The organism is Peterkaempfera bronchialis (genome assembly GCF_003258605.2).
In the GTDB taxonomy this organism is placed as follows: domain Bacteria; phylum Actinomycetota; class Actinomycetes; order Streptomycetales; family Streptomycetaceae; genus Peterkaempfera; species Peterkaempfera bronchialis.
Genome location: NZ_CP031264.1, coordinates 2264886 through 2285235, shown reverse-complemented (window position 1 = coordinate 2285235; position 20350 = coordinate 2264886). Strand labels below are relative to the sequence as shown.

The window sequence follows — 20350 nt, the reverse complement described above, 5'->3', positions numbered from 1 at the left end:
TCGGGTGGGCCCGGCGCCGATCTTGGGGTGGCGATTACGCTGTGACCGTCGGGGCAGAGCCGAAGTATTGGGGATATGCACGTGGCAGAACGCAGGCTCATAGAGTCGTGGCTGACCGACATGGACGGGGTCCTCGTTCACGAGGGGACTCCCATCCCGGGCGCAGAGGAGTTCATCCGGCGGTTGCGGGAGTCGGGCAAGCCGTTCCTGGTCCTCACCAACAACTCCATCTACACCCCGCGTGACCTCGCCGCCCGGCTCGCCGGGATCGGGCTGGAGGTGCCGGAGGAGTCGATCTGGACGTCGGCGCTGGCCACCGCGAAGTTCCTGGACGGGCAGCGGCCGCGCGGCACCGCGTATGTGATCGGCGAGGCGGGGCTGACCACGGCGCTGTACCAGATCGGGTATGTGCTGACGGATGTCTCGCCCGACTATGTGGTGCTCGGGGAGACCCGGACCTACAGCTTCGAGGCGCTCACCAAGGCGATCCGGCTGATCAACGGCGGTGCCCGGTTCATCGCCACCAACCCGGACGAGACCGGCCCCTCGGCCGAGGGCGCGCTGCCGGCCACCGGTTCGGTGGCGGCGCTGATCACCAAGGCCACCGGGGTGGAGCCGTACTTCGTGGGCAAGCCCAACCCGCTGATGATGCGGGAGGCGCTGAACACCCTCAAGGCGCACTCCGAGACCACCGCCATGATCGGCGACCGGATGGACACCGATGTGGTCGCGGGCATGGAGGCGGGCCTGGAGACGGTACTGGTGCTCAGTGGGCTGACCCAGCCCGGCGAGGTGGAGCGCTTCCCCTACCGGCCGGGCCGGGTCGTGAAGTCGATCGCGGAGCTGATCGACGAGATCTGAGCCGTCAGGGCGCCGCGCGGTGCCCGTACGGCGTCTCCATGGCCGCCGCCAGCTCGGTGACCAGGAGTTCCACCAGGTCGGCGGCGGGCAGGGTGCGGGCCAGCCGGTGGCCGGTGCCCGCCCAGAGGGCCATGCCGTCGGCGTCGCCCCGTGCGGCGGCGGCGCGGCGCAGCGGTGCGGTGAGGTGGTGGAGCAGCGGGTAGCAGGCGCTGGGCGCGGCTGCCCGGTGCTCGGCCACAAAGCGGTTGACCAGTGCGCGGGCGGGGCGGCCGGTGAAGGCCGTGGTGACCGTGGTGGAGGAGCCGAAGGCGCCGTTCTCGGTCCAACGCGGGTCGGTGAGCGCCGACTTGTGCACCGGGTGGGCGCCGCTCTCGGGAGTGGCCAGGAAGGCCGTGCCCAGTTGGGCGGCGGCGGCGCCGGCGGCGAGGACCGAGGCGAGCCCGGCGCCGTCCATCACCCCGCCGGCCGCGAGCAGCGGCATCCGGGCGCCGTCCTCCTCGACGGCCTTGCGGACCTCCGGCAGCAGCTCCAGCAGGCTGGGGCCGGTGTCGGTGACGCCGAGCGGTTCGAAGGAGCCCCGGTGGCCGCCCGCCTCCGGGCCCTGCACCACCAGGATGTCCGCCCCCGCCCGCAGCGCGGCCACGCCCTCCTCGGGGGAGGTGACGGTCACGGCGATCTCGGTGCCCGCCGACTGGAGACGCGCGATCACATCGGGGTCGGGGCAGCCGAAGGTGAAGCTGACCAGCGGCACGGCCGTCTCGGCGAGCACGTCCAACTTGTCCGCGTAGCAGTCGTCGTCCCAGTCGGGGACCGGCGGCAGCGCGGTGTCGTAGCGCCGGGCCTCGCCGGCCAGTTCCTCCCGGTAGCGGGCGGCGGCCTGTGCGGCGTGCGGGGCCGGCTGGGTGGGGGCGAAGACATTGACGCCGAACGGCGCGTCGGTCAGCGTCCGGGTCAGCGCGATCTCCTCCCGCAGGGTCTGCGGGGACTTGTAGCCGGCGGCGAGGAAGCCCAGGCCGCCGGCGCCCGAGACGGCCGCCGCGAGGGCCGGAGTCGAGCTGCCCCCGGCCATCGGGGCCTGCACCACGGGGTGGGGCAGCCTGGAGAGGAGGGTGCGGGGCAGTGGGACGGGGTGGTGCTCGGTGCCGTTCACGGCGGCGGCCTCCTCCGGGTTGCGGGTCCGTCTGGGACCGACCGTACCCGCCCCGGGGCTCCGCACCCGTCTACCTGCGGCGGGTCGTTGTTGTCAGTGGCTGCGTATACGGTGCTCGGTGTTGGGGGCGGGCCGTGCTGGCTTCGGCCGTCCGGGGATGCATGCGGTGTTGTGGGAGGTCGTGGCTGTGTCGGAGCAGGTGGGCGAGGCGTCGCTGGAGGAGTTCGCGCTGCCGGAGTCATGGCGGCCCGTGCTGGCCGGGGAGACCTCGCAGCCGTACTTCGGTGCGCTGGCCGAGTTCGTGGCCGCCCAGCGCGCGGAGCACCAGGTCTTCCCGCCGCAGGGCGAGGTGTTCTCCGCGCTGGAGGCCACCCCGTACGAGAAGGTGAAGGTGCTGCTGCTCGGTCAGGACCCGTACCACGACGACGGCCAGGCGCACGGCATGTGCTTCTCCGTCCGGCCGGGGACGAAGGTGCCGCCGTCGCTGCGCAATATCTTCAAGGAGCTCCGCACCGACCTGGGCGTGGAAACCCCGGACAACGGCTATCTGATGCACTGGGCCGAGCAGGGCGTGCTGCTGCTGAACGCGGTGCTCACCGTGCGGGCCCACGAGGCCAACTCGCACAAGGGCAAGGGCTGGGAGAAGTTCACCGACGCGGTGATCCGCGCGGTCAACGACCGTGCGGAGCCCTGTGTCTTCGTGCTCTGGGGCAACTACGCCAAGAAGAAGCTGCCGCTGATCGACACCACCCGGCATGTGGTGGTGCAGGGGGCGCACCCCTCGCCGCTGTCGGCCAAGCTCTTCCTGGGCAGCCGTCCCTTCTCGCAGATCGACAAGGCGCTGGCCGACCTCGGGCATGAGCCGATGGACTGGCGCATCCCCAACCTTGAGGAGAGCTGACGGCCCATCGCCGGGCTGTGCCAAGCTGAGACGGTATGCGCCGGGCGGGGAGGGGCGCCGGGGTGCGCCGCAGATGGGTGGGGGCGGCTGCCGGGGGCGGAGGACGAGGAGTTCTACGTCGGGGCGGGTTCGGCGGCCCGGCAGGTCGCCGCGCTGCGCCGGGAGGGCCGGGAGGACGAGGCCCGGGAGCTGTCCCGGATCGCCGACCGGCCCAGCGCCCGCTGGCTCGGCGGCCCCGACTCCGGGGCCAAGGCCCAGCAGCTGACCCGGGAGGCCGAGCGGGCGGGCCGGACGACTCCGCTTCCCCCAAGGCTTGTCGTCTGTCCTCGCCCCACTGTCGCGGGGGGTGGCGGTTGATCGCAACCGATTGGTGAGAAGGCCCGGGACAGCGGACGACCGGACGCCCCCGCCGGAGCGTCCGGTCGTATGGTCGGCGACGGCCGGTCAGACGGCGGCCGGTGCCAGCAGCGGCGCCCCGGTCGCCGCCCGCACCTGCTGCTCCGAGGTCCCCGGAGCGACCTCCACCAGCCGCAGGCCGTCCGGGGTGACATCGATGACGGCCAGGTCGGTGACGATGCGGTCGACCACGCCCCGGCCGGTGGCCGGCAGGTCCAGCTCCTCGACGATCTTGGGTGAGCCGTCCCGGGCGGTGTGCTCCATCACCACGATCAGCCGGCGGGCCCCGTGCACCAGGTCCATGGCACCGCCCATGCCCTTCACCGTCTTCCCCGGGATCATCCAGTTGGCCAGGTCGCCTCGGGCGGAGACCTGCATCGCCCCCAGGATCGAGACATCGATCCGACCGGCCCGGATCATCCCGAAGGAGAGCGCCGAGTCGAAGCAGGCGGCGCCGGGCTCCATGGTCACGGTCTCCTTGCCCGCGTTGACCAGGTCCGGGTCCTCCTCGCCGTCGTACGGGTACGGGCCGACGCCGAGGATGCCGTTCTCCGAGTGCAGCACCACCTCGACACCGGGCGGCAGATGACCGGGGATCAGGGTGGGCAGCCCGATGCCCAGGTTGACGTACTGACCGTCCCGCAGTTCGCGGGCGGCGCGGGCGGCGAGCAGATCGCGGTCGAGGGGCACGGTCAGACCTCCGGGGTGGCGGCGGGGCGCACGGTACGGCGCTCGATGCGCTTGTCGGACGGATCGGCGGCGACCACCCGGTCCACGTACACCCCCGGCAGATGGACGGCGTCCGGCGGCAGTTCGCCCGGCTCGACGATGCGCTCCGCCTCCACCAGGGTCACCCGGCCCGCCGTCGCGCAGAGCGGGTTGAAGTTGCGGGCCGCCGCGCGGAAGACGCAGTTGCCGTGCCGGTCCGCCACCTCGGCCCGCACCAGGGCGAAGTCGGCGGTGATGGCCTCCTCCAGCAGATAGCGTCGGCCGCCGAACTCCCGTACCTCCTTGGGCGGGGAGGCCAGCGCCACGCTGCCGTCGGGGTGGTAGCGCCAGGGCAGGCCGCCCTCCTCCACCTGGGTGCCGACCCCGGCGGGGGTGAAGAAGGCGGGGATGCCGGCGCCGCCGGCGCGCAGCCGCTCGGCGAGGGTGCCCTGCGGGGTCAGCTCCACCTCCAGCTCACCGGCCAGGTACTGCCGGGCGAACTCCTTGTTCTCACCGACATAGGAGCCGGTCACCCGGGCGATCCGACCGGCCGACAGCAGCAGGCCCAGCCCCCAGTCGTCCACGCCGCAGTTGTTGGAGACCACCCGCAGCCCGCCGACGCCGGTCTCGGCCAGCGCGCCGATCAGCGTCGACGGAATGCCGCACAGCCCGAAGCCGCCGACGGCCAGCACCGCGCCGTCGGGGATGTCCGCCACCGCGTCCGCGGCGGAGTGCAGGACCTTGTCCATCGCGTTCCTCTCCGATTCCCGGGCCGCACCGGCCACCTCGGTCACCCTTCCGGCGGCGCGCTCCCGCCTTCCATGTGGGACACTCACACAACTCCCGCCGGGGAAGCAGTGACCGACCACATGTCCGCGGCGGCGTGCTGCTCCTACGGTTCCGGGAATCACCCCGCCACCGCAGCCGCCACAGGAGTCGGTCACCATGTACCTGTCCCGCCACCGCAGTCTCCGCAGACCCGCCCGCACCCTGGTGCTGCTGGCAGCGGGCACCCTTCTCGCCGCCGGCTGCGCCAAGGCCGGCACCGCCGGAACTGCCACGGGGAGCAGCGACGGTGACGGCGCGAAGGCCGCCGCCCCCGTCAAGGTGGGGCTGGTCTACTCCCGCACCGGGCCGCTCGCCGCCTACGGCAAGCAGTACCTGGAGGGCTTCAAGGCCGGCCTGGAGTACGCCACCAAGGGCACCGGGGCCGTCGACGGCCACCCGATCGAGATCGCCGAGCAGGACGACACCGGCGACCCCGCCAAGGCCGTCTCCGAGGCCAAAGACCTGATCGGCAAGGGCTACAAGATCCTGGCCGGGTCCACCGCCTCCGGCGTGGCGCTGCAACTCGCCCCGATCGCCGCCCAGAACAAGGTGCTCTTCATCAGCGGCCCGGCCGCCGCCGACCAGGTGACCGGCATCAACGACTACACCTTCCGCTCCGGGCGGCAGAGCTACCAGGACACCCTGACCGCGGCCTCCTTCATCGGCGACGCCAAGGGCCGCAAGGTCACCGTGCTCGCCCAGGACAGCGCCTTCGGCCAGGCCAACGTCGCGGCGGTCAAGCAGGTGCTGGGCGGCGAGGGCGCCCGCGTGGACGCGGTGCTGGCCCCGCCGAGCGCCACCGACCTGACCCCCTTCGCCAAGCAGGCCAAGGCCGCCAAGCCCGACCTGCTCTATGTGGCCTGGGCCGGCGAGACCGCTCCGGCGCTCTGGCAGTCGCTCAACCAGCAGGGCGTCTTCTCGGCCACCAAGGTGGTGACCGGCCTGGACGTGGCGGCCTCCTACCCGCTCTTCGGCGCGGCCGGCGAGAAGATCTCCTTCCTCAACCACTACTTCGGTGGCGCGGCCGGGACCGAGGTCGAGAAGGCCATGACCGCCTCCCTGGAGAAGGCCGGTGCCAAGGCCGACCTCTTCTCCCCCGACGGCTTCACCGCCGCGCAGATGGTCGTCCACGCGGTGGAGGAGACCAAGGGTCAGGTGGCCGACACCGACGCCCTGGTGAAGGCGCTGGAAGGCTGGTCCTTCGACGGCGTCAAGGGCCGGCTCACCATCCGCGCCGAGGACCACGCCCTGCTCCAGCCGATGTTCCAGGTGCGGCTGACCGGCAACGGTGCCGCCGCCAAGCCGTCGGTGGAGAAGGTCCTCGGCCCCGACGAGGTGGCCCCGCCGGTCGCCAAGGCGGCGGGCTGAACCATGACCGACCCCACATCCCCGGTCCTGCGGCTGCGCGGGCTCGGCTGGACGGTGGGCGGCGCCACCATCGTGGAGGACGTCTCCCTGGAGGTCGCCGAGGGCGAGTTCGTCGCCTTCATCGGCCCCAACGGCGCGGGCAAGACCTCGCTGTTCAACCTGGTCTCCGGGATCAACCCGGCCACCGCGGGGACGATCGAGCTCGACGGTGCCGACATCACCGCCGAGCCCGTCCACGCCCGCGCCCGGCGCGGCCTCGGCCGCACCTTCCAGACCTCCTCCCTGTGGCCCGGTATGACCGTCGCCGACCACGTCCGCCTCGCCGCCCAGGCCACCGGACACACCTCGTACCGGATCTGGCGGCGGGCCGACCGCTATGCGCGGCAGGTCGCCGACACCCTGGAACGCACCGGGCTCACCCACCGGGCTGACACCCCGGCGGGCTCCCTCTCGCACGGCGAGAAGCGCAAGCTGGAGCTGGCCGTCCTGCTGGTCGGCGAGCCCCGGCTGATCCTGCTCGACGAGCCCATGGCGGGCGTCTCCGCCGAGGAGGTGCCCGCCCTCACCGAGCTGATCCGCTCGGTCCACCGCGACGAGGGCCGCACCGTGCTCATGGTCGAGCACCACATGGACGTGCTGCTCGGCCTCGCCGACCGGCTCGCCGTGATGCACCACGGCACCCTGCTGGCGCTGGACACCCCGGCCGCCGTGATGGCCGACGCCACCGTCCAGCAGGCATACCTCGGGGAGGCACTGTGACACCCCCGCCGACCGAACCCCCGGCGGCCGAGCCGCTGTCGGCCGAATCGCCGGTGGCCGAGCCGCTGCTGGCGGTGCGGGACCTGCGCGTCGTCATCGGCGGGCGGCACATCCTGCACGGCGTCGACCTGGAGGTCGCCCCCGCCGGAGTCACCGCCCTGCTCGGCCGCAACGGCGCGGGCAAGACCACCACCGTCCGGGCCGTCCTCGGCCTGGTGCCGCGCAGCGGCAGCGTCCGGCTCGGCGGTGAGGAGACCGTGCAGCTGCCCACCCACGCCGTGGTGCGCCGCGGCATCGGCTACGCCCCCGAGGACCGCGGCATCTTCACCGCCCTCACCGTCGCCGAGAACCTCCGCCTCGCCGAACGCGACCCCGAGCCCGACTACGCCCTGGTGCACAGCCTCTTCCCCGAGCTGAAGCAGCGCGCCCGGCAGGCCGCCGGAACCCTCTCCGGCGGCCAGCAGCAGATGGTCGCCATCGGCCGCACCCTGCTCAACCGCAACCGCCTGATCATCGCCGACGAACCCACCAAGGGCCTCGCCCCCAAGGTCGTCACCGAAGTCGCCCAGGTCCTGGAACGCGCCGCCGAGGCCGTCCCCGTCCTGCTGGTGGAGCAGAACCTCGCCGTGGTGCGCCGCCTGGCGGGCGGCTGCACCGTGCTCGCCGACGGCCGCACCGCCCACCGCGGCGCCACCGCCGAACTGCTGGAGGACGCCGAAGCCGCCCGCCGCCTCCTCGGCGTCGGCCGCCACCCCGCCGCCACCCCGCAGGAGGCCCGCCCCTGATGGACACCGTCGTCCTGCTCACCCTCACCGGCCTCGGCCTGGGTGCGCTCTACTTCCTCGTCGCCTCCGGGCTCTCGCTGATCTTCGGCCTGATGGACGTGCTCAACTTCGCCCATGGCGCACTGCTCTCCATCGGCGCGTACGCCACCTGGTGGGCCGCCGACGGGAACCTCCCGGGCGCCGGCTCCGGCGGCTTCGGCTTCCTCCTCTCCGTGGTCTTCGGCACGGCCGTCGGCACCGCCGCCGCCGTCCTGCTGGAACTCGCCCTGATCCGCCCCCTCTACTCCCGCCCGCGCGAGCAGGTGCTGGCCACCGTCGGCGTCGGACTGGCCGTACCCGCGCTGCTGATGGCCATCTGGGGCGCCGACGCCCGCCCCTTCCCGCAGCCCGACGCCCTCTCCGGCACCGTCCACCTGCTCGGCGCCGCCGTCCCCGTCAACCGCTTCGTCCTGATCGCCGCCGCAGCCGTCGTCCTCGGCGTACTGAAGCTCTTCCTCGGCCGCACCCGGCACGGACTCGTCGTCCGGGCCGGCGTCGAGGACCGGGCGATGGTCACCGCCCTGGGCATCGACGTCCGCAAGGCATTCACCCTCGTCTTCGCCATCGGCGGCGCCGCCGCCGCCCTCGCCGGCGCCCTCGGCGGCCTCTACTTCGGCTCCGTCAGCCCCGGGCAGGGCACCTCGCTGCTGATCTTCGCCTTTGTGGTCGTCGTCATGGGCGGCATGGGCTCGGTCACCGGGGCCGCCGTCGCCTCCGTCGGCGTCGGCCTCGTCCAGCAGTTCGCCAACTACTACACCGCCGCCGGGCTCGGCGACCTCTCCGTCGTCGTACTCCTCGCCGTGCTGCTCCTGGTGCGTCCGCGCGGCCTGACCGGGAGGCTCGCATGACCACCGGAACCATCATGCAGGCCCCCACCGACAACACCCCCGCCGCCGCCCCCACCAGGGCCGCCGCACTGCGCCGCGCCGCCCGCTGGTGGCCCGCCGCCGTCCTGCTGCTGCTCCTCACCGCCCCCTTCAGCACCCTCTCGCTGCCCGGCCTGCTCGACGGCCCGCTCGGCAGCGCAGGCAGCCTCCAACTGCTCGCCCTGTGCATGGTCTTCGGCGCCCTGGCCACCGGCTACGACCTGCTGCTGGGCCGCACCGGGCTGCTCTCCTTCGGCCACGCCCTCTGGTTCGCCGCCGGGCTCTACGCCACCGACATCTTCATGCTGGAGTGGCAGCTGCCGCTGGTCGTCGCCGCCCTGCTGGGCCTCGCCTTCGCGGTGCTGCTCGCGGTGGTGCTGGGCTCGGTGTCGCTGCGCGTCACCGGCATCGGCTTCTCCATGGTGACGCTGGCCTTCGCCCAGGCCGGATCGATCCTGGTGCAGCGCAACCCCGGCGGCCTCACCGGCGGCGAGGAGGGCCGCTCGGCCCCCGCCGACCGGCTGCCGGACGCCCTGGTCGGCATCGGCAACACCGCCAACCTCTACTGGATCGCCCTCGGCTACCTGGTGCTGACCCTCGCCGTCGTCCACTGGGCCGTCAACTCGCCCACCGGCCGCGTCTGGGAGGGCATCCGGGAGAACGAGCGCCGGGTCGAGGTGCTGGGCCTGCGCCCCTACGGCTTCAAGCTGGTCGCCTTCGTCCTGGCCGCCGCCCTCGCCGCTGTCGGTGGTGTGGTCTACCTTCTTCTCTCGGGAGGAGCCACCCCCCAGGCGGCCACCTCCGACTTCACCCTCTCCCTGCTCGTCATGGTCGTCCTCGGCGGCTCCGGCACCCGGTGGGGGCCGCTGCTCGGCGGCGTCCTCTACACCTGGGCCGACCACCGCCTGGGCGACCTCGCCAACTCCGCCGCCGTCAACGACCTGCCCGCCGTCCTCCGGGTCCCGCTCTCCCAGCCGCTCTTCCTGCTCGGCGCGGTCTTCGTCGCCGTGGTGTACCTGCTGCCGGGCGGAGCGGTCCGACTGCCGGCCCGCATCCGCGACGCCCGATCCACCCGACGTACCGGAGGCAGCACCGCATGACCGACCGTCATCCCGAGGAGTTCGCCGTCGCCGTCCCCGGCGGGGACCTCACCGTGCTGCGCTGGCCCGCGACCGACCCGGCCGCGCCCACCGTGCTGGCCCTGCACGGCATCACCGCCAACGGCCTGGCCTGGGGCGAGGTCGCCGAGCAGCTCGCCGGCCGGGCCACCCTGGTCGCCCCCGACCTGCGGGGCCGCGCCGGCAGCCGGGCCGTCGCCGGACCGTACGGGCTCGCCCGGCACGCCGACGACGCCGCCGCCGTACTGGACCACCTGGAGCTGGACGGCGCCGTGGTCGCCGGCCACTCCATGGGCGCCTGGGTCGCCGCGCTCGCGGCCGTGCGCCACCCCGGGCGGATCCGCCGGGTGGTGCTGGTCGACGGCGCGGTGAGCTTCCCGCTGCCGCCTGGTGTCACCGAGGACGACGCCCTCGCCGCCGTCCTCGGCCCGGCGCTGGCCCGCCTCACCATGTCCTTCCCCTCCCGGGACGCCTACCGGGACTTCTGGCGGCAGCACCCCGCCTTCCACGACGCCGTCTGGACCGACCGGCTCGACCGCCACCTCCAGCGCGATCTGGTCGGCAGCGAGCCGGAGTTGCGCTCCTCCTGCGTCGAGGAGGCCATCCACACCGACGGCGCCCAGGTGCTGCTGGACGCCGAGGCAGCCGCCGCCGTCCACCGGCTCCCCTGCCCCGCCACCCTGCTCTGGGCGGAGCGCGGACTGCTGGACCAGCCCCAGGGCATGTACGACGCGGCCCGCCTCACCGCCGCCGGGCTCGACCCGGAGCGGGTCACCACCATCGCCGCCCCCGGCACCAACCACTACTCCGTCCTGCTCGGCGCGGGGGGCGCCCGCACCGTCGCCGGACTGCTGCTGGCGGAGGCCCACCCGGCCGGTTGAGGCAGCGGCCGACGGCGCGGTGGCCGCCCGGCTGCTCAGCCGCCGACGGTCCGCCGCAGCAGCAGGGTGACAAACCCCAGCACGCCCCGGTAGCCGCGCAGCCACTGGTCCCGGTGCTGCTGCGCGGCCTTCAGCGCGTCCTGTGATGCCGGGTGGTCCGGGTTGTCCAGCGCCCACCGGGCGAGCGACCCGGTCCAGGACCACTCGTAGTCGTCCCACTCGTCCAGGGTGCTGGTGTGCGCGTACACCGGGACCCAGCCGTCGGCGAGCGCCTGGTCCACGGTGCCGGCCAGGTCCGCCCAGACGCAGGGCCCGGCCAGCGTCTCCCGCGTCGCCGGGTCCGGCTCCCGCTCCCAGAACGCCTCGCCCACCAGCACCAGGCCGCCCGGGGCGAGATGCTCCCGGACGGCAGAGAGGGTGGGCAGCAGCCCGCCGTAGGCATGGCTGGCGCCGATGTTCAGCACCAGGTCGAAGCTGCGCGCCGAGGTGAACTCCGCCGCCGGCATGTGGTGCAGGGCCAGCCGGTCCGCGACTCCGCGCCGCTCGGCCTCGTCCCGTACCCGATCCAGCGTCTCCCCGTCGATGTCCACCCCCTCGGCGAGCATCCGGGGGTGCCGCTCCAGCGCCCGCAGCAGCCACTCCGCCTCACCGCACCCCAGGTCCAGGGCGCGTTCGTCGCCGCGCACCACGGCCCGGTCGAGCAACCTGCGGACCGACTCGTCGCTGAGCGGCGCGGCTATGGGGTGATGGGCGTGGGCGAGGACGCTGAGACGTCGTGGGTCCATCCAGGCACCCTCGCACTCCCGACGCCCCGCCGCACCCCGTTTTTCAGCCTGCGGAAGCGGAAGCGGAGGTGGAGGGGGAGACGGATGCGGACGGAGGCGCGGGCGGGGTGGGGACGCCCAGGAACTCCTCCCAGCCGCCGGTCGGCTTCTCGCCCGGGTTGAGGGTGCGCAGCTTGCGCAGCACGGCCGGGTCCTGGGCCTCCAGCCACTCCACCAGCTGGCGGAAGGAGACCATGCGGACCTCCGGGTGGTCGGCGATCTCCTTCAGCGCCGCCTCGACGGCGTCCATGTAGATGCCGCCGTTCCACTGCTCGAAGTGGTTGCCGATGAAGAAGGGCGCGCGGTTGGAGCCGTAGGCGCGCTTGAAGCCCGCCAGGTAGGAGTCGCGGGCCTGGGTGCGCCAGGCGGCGTACCGGGAGGAGTTGCCCTTGGTGGAGCCGCCGGACTGGTTGGCCAGGATGTTGTAGTCCATCGACAGCACCTGGAAGGAGTGCCCGGGGAAGGGTATGGACTGCAGCGGGAAGTCCCAGATCCTGCCTCCCTGCACCTTGCCGGGCCACATCTGGAGGCCGCCCGGGGAGCTGGCGTCGTACTTCCAGCCCAGCTTGGCGGCGGTCGGCAGCAGATTGCGCTGGCCCTCCAGGCAGGGGGTGCGGCCGCCGATGAGCTCCTTCTCGTAGTCGAAGGGCAGCGGTTCCAGATCGGTGAAGCCGGTGTTGGTGCGCCACTCCGTCACAAACTTCTTGGCCTGCCGGATCTCGCTCTCCCAGTCGGCGGGCGACCAGCGGCCGACGCCGTTGGAGCCGCAGAAGTGGCCGTTGAAGTGGGTGCCGACCTCATGGCCCTCCAGCCAGGCGAGCCGCACCTCCTGGAGGGTGGCGTGGATGTGCTCGTCGGTGAGGTAGCCGATGTCGGAGGCGCCGACGGCATGGCGCGGCGGGTGGTAGAGGTTCTTCTTGGACTCGGGCAGGGTGTAGATCCCGCTGAGGAAGAAGGTCATCGAGGCGTGGTGCTGCTGGGCGAGCCCGCGGAACCGGGAGAAGAGCCGGTTGTCCAGCTCGCCCGCTCCATCCCAGGAGAAGACCACGAACTGCGGGGGCCGCTGACCGGGCCTCAGCCGTTCCGCCTTGGGCTGCCCCGGCTGCGGCCCGGTGTCGGCGGTGGAGCCGTCCCCGATCGGCTTGACGGGCTGCTTCTCGCCGAGCCCGGTGCCCTTGGCGCCGCCACTGGTGGAGGCGCTGGGACTTGGGCTGGTACGCGCGGGGCCGCTGCCGCCCCCGCCGGTGCAGGCGGCCACCGTGCCCAGCGCTGCCGTGGAGGCTGCGGCGGTCAGGACGGTCCGGCGCGAGATGGTCCCCATGGTCTCCCCTGCTCTGTGGTGCCCCGCCGGCCCGGGCACATGTGCCATCGACCGCCCATCCGGTGCGGCGGACGGGTCGGCCGCGCCCCCGGCCCTGGCCGCAGCGGTCGCAGACTCGGCAGTCGGTAAGCCGATACGACGAAGACCCATCGGTCGCACTGACGTCCGGAACGGGTGGTCGGCTCCCCCGCAGGGCACCTTGTTGCCGATTCGAGACACTTGCCGCGATGCCTCCGGGTCCACCACTGGCCGGGGCCGGTCGGTCAGGCGGCCGTCGCCTGCCGCTGCCGCCGGACCAGCCGGGCGATGGAGGCGCTGATGCCGGTGGCCGCCGCGCAGGAGACGGCCAGGCTCAGCCAGGCGGTGTCGAACCAGTGGCTGTTCAGCCAGCCCAGGGTGACGATGTACGCGGCCCAGAGCAGCGCGGCCAGCGCGGACCAGCGCTTGAACCGGCGCGGGTTGGCGCTGGCGCCCATGGCGAGGTCCAGGACGGTCCGCCCGGCGGGCACGAACCGGGCGACGATCACCGTCCGGGCGGCGCGGGTCTCCAGAGCCTGCTGGACCTTGCTGGTGGCGCCGGCCCACTGCGGGCGGCGGTCCAGCCGTGCCTGCACCCAGGGGGCGCCGTGCCGGGCGATGCGCAGCAGCAGCAGGTCGCCGAGGAAGGAGGCGGTCGCGACTCCGAGGGCCAGCAGTACGGGAGCGCCGTCCAGGTCGGCGGTCTTGAGGACCGCCATGATCACCATGGTCCCGCTCGGGATGAGGGGAAGGAAGGCGTCGCCGAGCACAGCCGCGAAGGCGAGGATGAAGATCCACGACGAGCTCAGGAGCGCCGCGGTGTCCATGGGCTGCTGTCCCTACTTTCCCGGAGAGTCCGCTGTCGGTTGGCCCGTCCCCCTGGCAGGAGGTACGGGGTGACCAGGGCCGCTGCGGCCAGGCACTGGGACGGTGTGCCGGGATCGGGCGGTCCTGCGGGTTCCGGGAGCCGGTGGGGGAGGGTGCGGGGGGCACCTTCCTGGGCATTCCTCCTGCTCGGCGGAGCCGTTCACATCAGTGAGACAACTTAGCGCCTCGGCGTTCCATGCCCTGAGGCACCCCTGTGTGACGCGGTTCACGGAACCGCGCCGCCCGGAGTGGGACGCGCCGCGAATTCTACGGCCGCTGAATTTGCCCGGGCAAGGCCGGGGACAGGGCCGCCGGACAGGGCCGGGGACAGGGCCGCCGGGCAGGACCGCCGGACAGGCCGAGGCCCCGGCACCCCGAGGGGTACCGGGGCCTCGGCACAGGGTCAGCGCGCGGCGGCGACCGACCCGATCAGCACCTGGCCGCTGCCGGCCACCGTGCCATGGGCATTCACCAGCTGCACCTCGCCGAAGAGCCGGCGCCCGGCGGGCGCCGCCCCGGCGGCGGTGATCCGCGCCCCGGCGACGCCGGTGGCGCCGTGGCCCAGCGAGACGGTCTTCGACTCGTCGGTCGTCACCGTGCCGAGCTGCGGCGAGTAGTACACATCGCGGTAGTCGAACGCGGTGCTGCCGGTCGGCACCGCATAGGCGTCGACCTCGACGGTGTAGGTACCGGCCGCCGGATTCAGCAGGGTGACGGACTCCTCGGAGTCGCCGTCGGCGCAGTAGGCGACCAACTCGCCGTCCAGGTAGAGGAAGAGGTCCAGGTCGGTGTTGGGGTCGGCCGGGTTGCCGATCGCCACGTCCAGCCGGGAGGTACCGGCGGGCACCACCACCGTGCTGGTCCGGGTCTCGCCCTGGGTGACGGTGGGCCGCTCGCTGAACGAGGAGCCCAGCTCACCGCCCTTGAGCACACCCTGGAACGGGCCGAAGCCGTTCTTCAGCGTCCAGTCGACCGGGGTGGCGGTGCCGACCGTGACCGAGTCCACCGTCTGCACCTGCGGGTTGAAGGAGACCCCGAGGACCTTGGCGCTCACCGTGTAGGGGTTGGCGTTGGTGCCGGTGGTGCGCCGCGCCTCGGTCACGATCTCCCACACGCCCGGCTGCGGGTCCCGGAAGGAGCGGGTGCCCGGGTCGCCGCAGAGGCCGCCCGGCGTCGGGTAGTTGGTCCAGCACTCGTTGCTCGCGGTCGGGTCGGCCGAGATGCCGTCCGGCCGCACCGCCAGGTAGCGCACCTGGCTGGTCGCCGCGACGCCGCTCAGCGAGATCTCCAGCGCCTTGGCGCCCACCGGCACGGTGACGAAGTGCCGCTCCACCCGGCTGCGGAGCAGACTGCCCGAGAAGCCGTAGTCGAACTTCGGTGCGGTCGGGGTGTCGCCGACGACCGAGGTGAGCATGATCTGCTGGTCGATGCCCGGGGTGTCCCGGTCGTCCACCCGCAGCACCGCGCTGTGCAGGCCGTTGGCCTTGGGCTTGGCGGTGACCTTCACCGTGACCGGGGTGTTCAGCGGCAGCTTGACGGTGGTCGGGCCCTCGATCCGCCAGGTGCCGTCGTCGCCGGAGAGCGAGAGGGTGTGGCTCAGGTTGCCCTTGGCGCCCGTGGTGCGGGTGATGCTGATCGCGTACGTCTTGGCCTTGCCCACGGCCGGGCCGCCCGCCCCGGCCGGAGCCCGGTCGTAGACGCCGGTGCCGAAGCCGGGCGTGGCCAGGTAGTCCGAGAGGACCGTGCTGACCGGGGCCTTCACGGTGTACTCGTGGCTGGTGCCGGTGCCGCGCTGGAGCAGCTTCCAGGCGGCGACCACGTCATACAGGCCGGAGCCCTGGTCGGCCGGCTGGTAGCCCTTGATCGGGCGGGCGGTGCTGGTGATCGCGGTGCGCAGGGCCAGCGGCGACCAGTCGATGTGCCGGTGCTCGCGGTTGGCCTTCTTGGCGGCGGAGATCAGCAGCGCGGTGGCGCCGGCGGCCTGCGGGGACGCCATCGAGGTGCCCTGGAGCATGCCGTAGCCGGGCGGCAGTTCATAGCCGGCCAGGGCGAAGGAACCGCCCGGCAGCCAGGTCGGGGTGGTGTTGACCGACGAGCCGGGCGCGCTGATGGTCGGGGTGAACCCGCCGTCCTCACGCGGGCCACGGGAGGAGAAGGTGAAGAGGCCGTACTCCTCGGACGCCTCGGCGCCGTAGTTGGACGCCCAGGTGTCGCGGCTGACACCGGCGCCGACGCTGATCACCTTGCTGGCCAGGCCGGGGTCGCCGATGGTGTTGAGGCCCGGGCCCTCGTTGCCGGCCGAGATGACCAGCTGCACGCCGGTCTGCTCCACGATCTGCGTGTAGAGCCGGGCGTTGGCGCTGTTGCCGTCGTTGAGCTGCGGCAGACCGCCGATGGACATGTTGATGACGTCCACGCCGTGGTTGAGGGCGAGGTCGATCATGCCCTCGGTCAGGGCGGTGGCGGTGCAGCTGGGGCCGAAGATGCAGGCCCGGGCGGAGACGATCTTCGCGCCGGGGGCGGCGCCGTTCATCTTCCCGCCGAAGAGGCCCTTGGCCGCGGTGATACCGGCCACGTGGGTGCCGTGCTCGCTGGCCACCAGGCCGATGTTGACGAAGTCGGCGTGCCGGCCGACGTAGTCGCCGCCGACCGGGGAGAGGTCGACGTCCTTGCGCACCTCCACGGTGAACGGCACGGACTCCGAGATCGCCGTCTTGGGGTCGTCGGTGCCGAAGTGGCCGACCTGGAACTTCTGCCGGTACGGCAGCATCGCCGTGTCGTCGGTGAAGTCCCCGTTGTCGTTGAGGTCCACCCGCACCTGGCCGGTCGCCGGGTCGTAGAGCACCGCCCAGGAGTCGGTGGTGTCGCCGTCCCGGTTGAGGTCGCCCTCCGCGTCGCCGCCGAGGGTGACGCTCTCCTTGAAGACCCGGATCTTGTAGGTGCCCGCCGGGGCCAGGTAGTTGCGCCCGTTGTAGCTGAAGCGCGGGCCGGTGACCTCGGTGAGCATCGGCAGCCAGGAGCCGTCGCCGTCGATCAGCGGGTCGGTGGCGGTCACCCAGTCGGTGATCTTGCGCTCGCCGGTGGTGGTGGTCTGGAGCGCGGGGTGGCCCAGGTCCACGCCCGAGTCCAGGATGCCGATGGTGACCCCTCGGCCGTCCGCCGCCGGGTTCTGCCGTACGAAGTCCACCGCGCCGGTCTCGTGGGACGGCTGGTAGGGGTTGGCCGCCGGGGTCTTGGCGCTCGGCGCCGGGTACGCGCCGGGGGCGGGCTTGGCGGGCTTGGCCGGCTTGCGGTGCTTGGGCCGGTGGGTGTGCCAGGTGGCGGGGCCGGGCTTGGCGAGGTACGGCGCTCCGAGGGTGGGCGCCGGCAGCTCGGTCGCGGCGCCGGAGGCCGTGCTTCCGGCGTCGGAGTCGGAGTCGGAGTCGGCGTAGGGATCGGGCAGCGGCACCGACTCATTGAGGTCGATGGCCTGTACCGAGGAGAGCTTGGCCGCGCGGCCGATCAGCGCGTCCGCCCGGTCGGTGGGCACCGTCGCCCGCACATAGCCGATGCGGTCGACCGTCTTGCCGACGCTCGCGCCGGCTGCGGTGAGCTGCGCCGCCGTGGCGGCGGTGGTGCCCGGGGTGACGGCGAGCATCAGGGTGACCGTAGGGTCGCCCTCGGCCTTGGCCTGCGCCAGCAGGTCGGCGTCGTGGCTGCCCAGCTTGTCCGCCACGGCCGACGTGGCCGCCTGGTCGGCTGCGGGCGCGGGCGCCGGGGTGGAGGTCGCGAAGGCGGGGGCCAGGCCGGTCGCGCCGAGCGCCGCGACGAGTCCCGCTGCGAGGGTGACGCGGGTCAGTCCGGCTCTGGCGCGTATCTGATGAGGCATCGGCATCCTTGGTCGGAATTTGAGAACCAGATAGCCAATCAGATTGTCCGAACTTACCTCCGCTTTACGAGAGATAAGGGTGGCGAAGTCCAGCCGTGGCAGAACGTCGCCAAGTCACCGGCGACCCGACCGCACCCCCGTCTCAGTGGGCCCCGTCTCAGTGGGCCCCCTACTCAGCGGGCCCGCTGCGTCACCCCGATACAGAGCAGCACCGCCACCGCCGTCACCGGCGCCGCCGCCGGTACCGCCTCGCCCAGCAGCAGCGCCGCCCACACCAGCGTCAGCAGCGGCTGCGCCAACTGGAGCTGGCTGGCCCGCGCCACCCCGATCGCCGCCATCCCCCGGTACCAGAGCACAAACCCACCCAGCTGGGAGACGCCCGCCAGCCACGCCATCCCCAGCAGCGCATGGGCCGACAGCCGCACCGGCTCGGCCGCCAGCGCCGGCACTGCGGCCACCACCGTCACCGGCGCGGCGGCCACCAGTGCCCATGCCATCACCTGCCACCCCGGCATCACCGCCGACAGCCGGCCGCCCTCCGCATAACCGGCCGCGCACAGCAGCAGCGCCGCGACCAGATACAGATCGCCCAGCGCCGGAGTGCCGTCACCGCGCAGCACCGTGAACGCGGTCACCGCCGCCGCCCCCGCCAGCGCCGCCGCCCAGAACGCCCAGGACGGCCGCCGCCCGGTGCGCAGCGCCGCAAAGGCAGCCGTGGCCAGCGGCAGCGCGCCGATCACGACCGCCGCATGTGAGGTGGAGGTGGTCCGCAGCGCCAGCGTGGAGAGGAAGGGGAAACCCAGCACACACCCGGCGGAGACCACCAGCAGGCCGGGCCAGTGGCGCCGGTCGGGGAGGGGCACCCGGGCGGCGGCCAGGCCCGCCGCCGCCAGTACGGCCGCCAGCACACACCGCACCGCAGCGGCGCTCCATACGCCGAACCCCTCCAGCGCCCACCGGGTGGCCGGGAAGCTCAGCGAGAACGAGACGACGCCCAGCGCGGCAAGCAGCGTGCCGTACCGGGCGGACGGCACCGCCGGGGCGTCGACCGCTATCGGCCCGGGGAGAGTAGCGCTATCGTGGTTCCTCATGAACGACGGTAGCAGTACCGCGAGTCTCGCCGGAACCCTGCGCTCGGAGCTCGACCGCTACTCACCCGGCCAGCGACTGCCCTCCAACCGCACCCTGGTCGAACGCTTCCGGGTCAGCCCCGTCACCGTCTCCCGCGCCCTCGCCGCCCTGGCCGCCGAAGGTCTGGTGGTCACCCGCCCCGGCGCCGGCACCTACCGCGCCCAACTCCCGCGCCCCGCCGCCGCCCCCGGGGACACCTCCTGGCAGCAGGTCGCCCTCACCGTCGAAGGACCCGAAGGGCCGGACGCCGCCCCCCGCGCCGTGGACGCCACCGGCGTCCTGGCCACCCTCGCCACCCCACCCCCGGCGTCATCCCCTGCACCGGCGGCTACCTCCACCCCTCCCTCCAGCCCCGCGAGCCACTGGCCGCCGCCCTCGCCCGCGCCGGCCGCCGCCCCGGCGCCTGGGATCGGCCCCCGGTGGAGGGCCTGACCGAACTGCGCGCCTGGTTCGCCCGCGAGATCGGCGGCCCGACAGGCTCCCTCGGCGCGGCCGACGTCCTGATCACCGCAGGCGGCCAGAGCGCCCTCACCACCGCCCTGCACGCCCTCGCCGCCCCCGGCGCCGCCGTCCTGGTGGAATCGCCCACCTACCCCGGCGTACTCGCGGTGGCCCGCGCCGCCGGAGTGCGCCCCGTCCCGGTCCCCATGGACAGCGACGGAGTCCGCACCGACCTGCTGGCCGAAGCCTTCGCCGCCACCGGCGCCCGGGTCTTCTTCTGCCAACCGCTCTTCCAGAACCCCACCGGCGCCGTCCTCTCCGCAGAGCGCCGCCGCCAGGTCCTCGAAGTCGCCCGCGCCGCCGGGGCGTTCGTGGTCGAGGACGACTTCGCCCGCCGCCTCGGCCACACCTCCGGCCCCCCACTGCCACCCCCGCTCGCCGCCGACGACCCCGACGGCACCGTGGTCCACCTGGCCTCCCTCACCAAGGTCACCTCCCCGTCGCTGCGGGTCGCCGCCCTGGTCGCCCGCGGCCCGGCCCTGCAACGGCTGCGCGCCATCCAGGTGGTGGACAGCTTCTTCGTCCCACGCCCGCTCCAGGAAGCCACCCTGGAACTCGTCGGCTCGCCCGCCTGGCCCCGCCATCTGCGCTCCGTCGCCGCCGGACTCCAGCAGCGCCGCGACGCCATGGCCGCCGCACTCCACACCCACCTCCCGCAGGCCGCCCCCCGGCACATCCCGCACGGCGGCTACCACCTCTGGCTGCGCCTACCCGACGGCACCGACGAGGCAGGGCTGGCCGCCGCCGCGCTGCGCGCCGGAGTCGCGGTGGCACCGGGCCGGCCCTACTACGCCGCCGAACCCCCGGCGCCGCACCTCAGGGTCAGCTTTGCCGAGACGGCCGGTGCGGACGAGGCGGCCGAGGGAGCCCGCAGACTGGGCGAAGCGGCCTATGGCGCAGTGTGATTGACGGTATGTCATGCTGAGGCCGAGTTGTGACCGGAATCCGGCGAGAAGAGCTGCCGCGCCGCCCACCGGTCGGGCAGGATGATCCCCCACAGCAGCAGCCGCAGCAGTCGCAGCGGCCACAGTGGTCGAGGGCCCGGCAGTACCGGCCGCCCGGCCCACACCCGAGAACCCCCGCGAGCCGCCCTCCGGAGCAGCCCGTGGAGCGGCACGCGGCATGGTGAACGCCGCGCCAACCGCAGGGAACCGGCCGCC

At 73.4% G+C, this 20350-nt stretch carries 16 protein-coding genes and 1 pseudogene; 9 read left to right on the top strand and 8 right to left on the bottom strand.

Going from position 1 to position 20350, the window contains the following annotated elements:
• Nucleotides 1-81 precede the first annotated feature (81 nt).
• A complete protein-coding gene (locus C7M71_RS09970) occupies nucleotides 82-861 on the top strand; it encodes an HAD-IIA family hydrolase (RefSeq protein ID WP_111492566.1) in 780 nt (259 codons plus the stop codon).
• A 4-nt stretch (nucleotides 862-865) separates the two neighbouring features.
• Here the strand turns inward: C7M71_RS09970 and C7M71_RS09965 are convergent, their stop codons facing one another.
• Entirely contained in the window at nucleotides 866-2011 is a 1146-nt protein-coding gene (locus C7M71_RS09965) for an NAD(P)H-dependent flavin oxidoreductase (RefSeq protein WP_265737648.1), read from the bottom strand.
• 214 nt (nucleotides 2012-2225) lie between these two features.
• Between C7M71_RS09965 and ung the strand changes: the two genes are divergently transcribed.
• On the top strand, nucleotides 2226-2912 hold the full coding sequence (gene ung, locus C7M71_RS09960) for a uracil-DNA glycosylase (RefSeq protein ID WP_229759093.1): 687 nt from the start codon (nucleotides 2226-2228) through the stop codon (nucleotides 2910-2912).
• Nucleotides 2913-3356: 444 nt separating this feature from the next.
• Here ung and C7M71_RS09955 read toward each other — a convergent pair whose 3' ends face one another.
• Nucleotides 3357-3998 carry a 3-oxoacid CoA-transferase subunit B gene (locus C7M71_RS09955; protein ID WP_111492562.1) on the bottom strand — a complete coding sequence of 214 codons (642 nt, stop codon included), beginning with the start codon at nucleotides 3996-3998 and terminating at the stop codon, nucleotides 3357-3359.
• 2 nt (nucleotides 3999-4000) lie between these two features.
• The gene (locus C7M71_RS09950; RefSeq protein WP_111492568.1) at nucleotides 4001-4765 is read right to left on the bottom strand and encodes a CoA transferase subunit A; all 765 of its coding nucleotides are present in this window, start codon (nucleotides 4763-4765) and stop codon (nucleotides 4001-4003) included.
• A 196-nt stretch (nucleotides 4766-4961) separates the two neighbouring features.
• Between C7M71_RS09950 and C7M71_RS09945 the strand changes: the two genes are divergently transcribed.
• The 6 genes from C7M71_RS09945 (at nucleotide 4962) to C7M71_RS09920 (ending at nucleotide 10660) form a co-directional block, all read left to right on the top strand.
• Nucleotides 4962-6212 (top strand): substrate-binding domain-containing protein, encoded by a 1251-nt coding sequence (locus C7M71_RS09945; RefSeq protein ID WP_111492563.1) that lies wholly within the window; start codon nucleotides 4962-4964, stop codon nucleotides 6210-6212.
• 3 nt (nucleotides 6213-6215) lie between these two features.
• On the top strand, nucleotides 6216-6971 hold the full coding sequence (locus C7M71_RS09940; protein ID WP_111492564.1) for an ABC transporter ATP-binding protein: 756 nt from the start codon (nucleotides 6216-6218) through the stop codon (nucleotides 6969-6971).
• 74 nt (nucleotides 6972-7045) lie between these two features.
• Complete coding sequence (locus tag C7M71_RS09935) at nucleotides 7046-7756, top strand: ABC transporter ATP-binding protein (protein ID WP_175607788.1); 711 nt, start codon at nucleotides 7046-7048, stop codon at nucleotides 7754-7756.
• Nucleotides 7756-8643 (top strand): branched-chain amino acid ABC transporter permease, encoded by an 888-nt coding sequence (locus C7M71_RS09930; RefSeq protein ID WP_111492565.1) that lies wholly within the window; start codon nucleotides 7756-7758, stop codon nucleotides 8641-8643. The genes C7M71_RS09935 and C7M71_RS09930 overlap by 1 nt, the downstream gene beginning before the upstream one ends.
• Nucleotides 8640-9761, top strand: coding sequence for a branched-chain amino acid ABC transporter permease (locus C7M71_RS09925; protein WP_407675882.1), 1122 nt, complete (start codon nucleotides 8640-8642; stop codon nucleotides 9759-9761). Before C7M71_RS09930 ends, C7M71_RS09925 begins: the two co-directional genes overlap by 4 nt.
• A complete protein-coding gene (locus C7M71_RS09920; RefSeq protein ID WP_114914294.1) occupies nucleotides 9758-10660 on the top strand; it encodes an alpha/beta hydrolase in 903 nt (300 codons plus the stop codon). Before C7M71_RS09925 ends, C7M71_RS09920 begins: the two co-directional genes overlap by 4 nt.
• Before the next feature lie 35 nt (nucleotides 10661-10695).
• Here the strand turns inward: C7M71_RS09920 and C7M71_RS09915 are convergent, their stop codons facing one another.
• From C7M71_RS09915 to C7M71_RS09895, 5 genes are all read right to left on the bottom strand, one after another.
• On the bottom strand, nucleotides 10696-11445 hold the full coding sequence (locus C7M71_RS09915; RefSeq protein ID WP_111492647.1) for an SAM-dependent methyltransferase: 750 nt from the start codon (nucleotides 11443-11445) through the stop codon (nucleotides 10696-10698).
• Between the two features lie 43 nt (nucleotides 11446-11488).
• Nucleotides 11489-12805, bottom strand: a complete 1317-nt coding sequence (locus tag C7M71_RS09910; RefSeq protein WP_229758643.1) for a polysaccharide deacetylase family protein — start codon at nucleotides 12803-12805, stop codon at nucleotides 11489-11491.
• Nucleotides 12806-13068: 263 nt separating this feature from the next.
• Nucleotides 13069-13650 carry a DedA family protein gene (locus C7M71_RS09905; protein WP_111492646.1) on the bottom strand — a complete coding sequence of 194 codons (582 nt, stop codon included), beginning with the start codon at nucleotides 13648-13650 and terminating at the stop codon, nucleotides 13069-13071.
• Nucleotides 13651-14093: 443 nt separating this feature from the next.
• Nucleotides 14094-17558, bottom strand: a complete 3465-nt coding sequence (locus tag C7M71_RS09900) for a S8 family serine peptidase (protein WP_111492645.1) — start codon at nucleotides 17556-17558, stop codon at nucleotides 14094-14096.
• Between the two features lie 173 nt (nucleotides 17559-17731).
• A complete protein-coding gene (locus C7M71_RS09895) occupies nucleotides 17732-18649 on the bottom strand; it encodes a DMT family transporter (protein ID WP_111492644.1) in 918 nt (305 codons plus the stop codon).
• Here C7M71_RS09895 and C7M71_RS09890 point away from each other — a divergent pair.
• Nucleotides 18648-20095 (top strand): annotated as a pseudogene (locus C7M71_RS09890) (aminotransferase-like domain-containing protein). The gene C7M71_RS09895 and the pseudogene C7M71_RS09890 overlap by 2 nt on opposite strands.
• Nucleotides 20096-20350 lie beyond the last annotated feature (255 nt).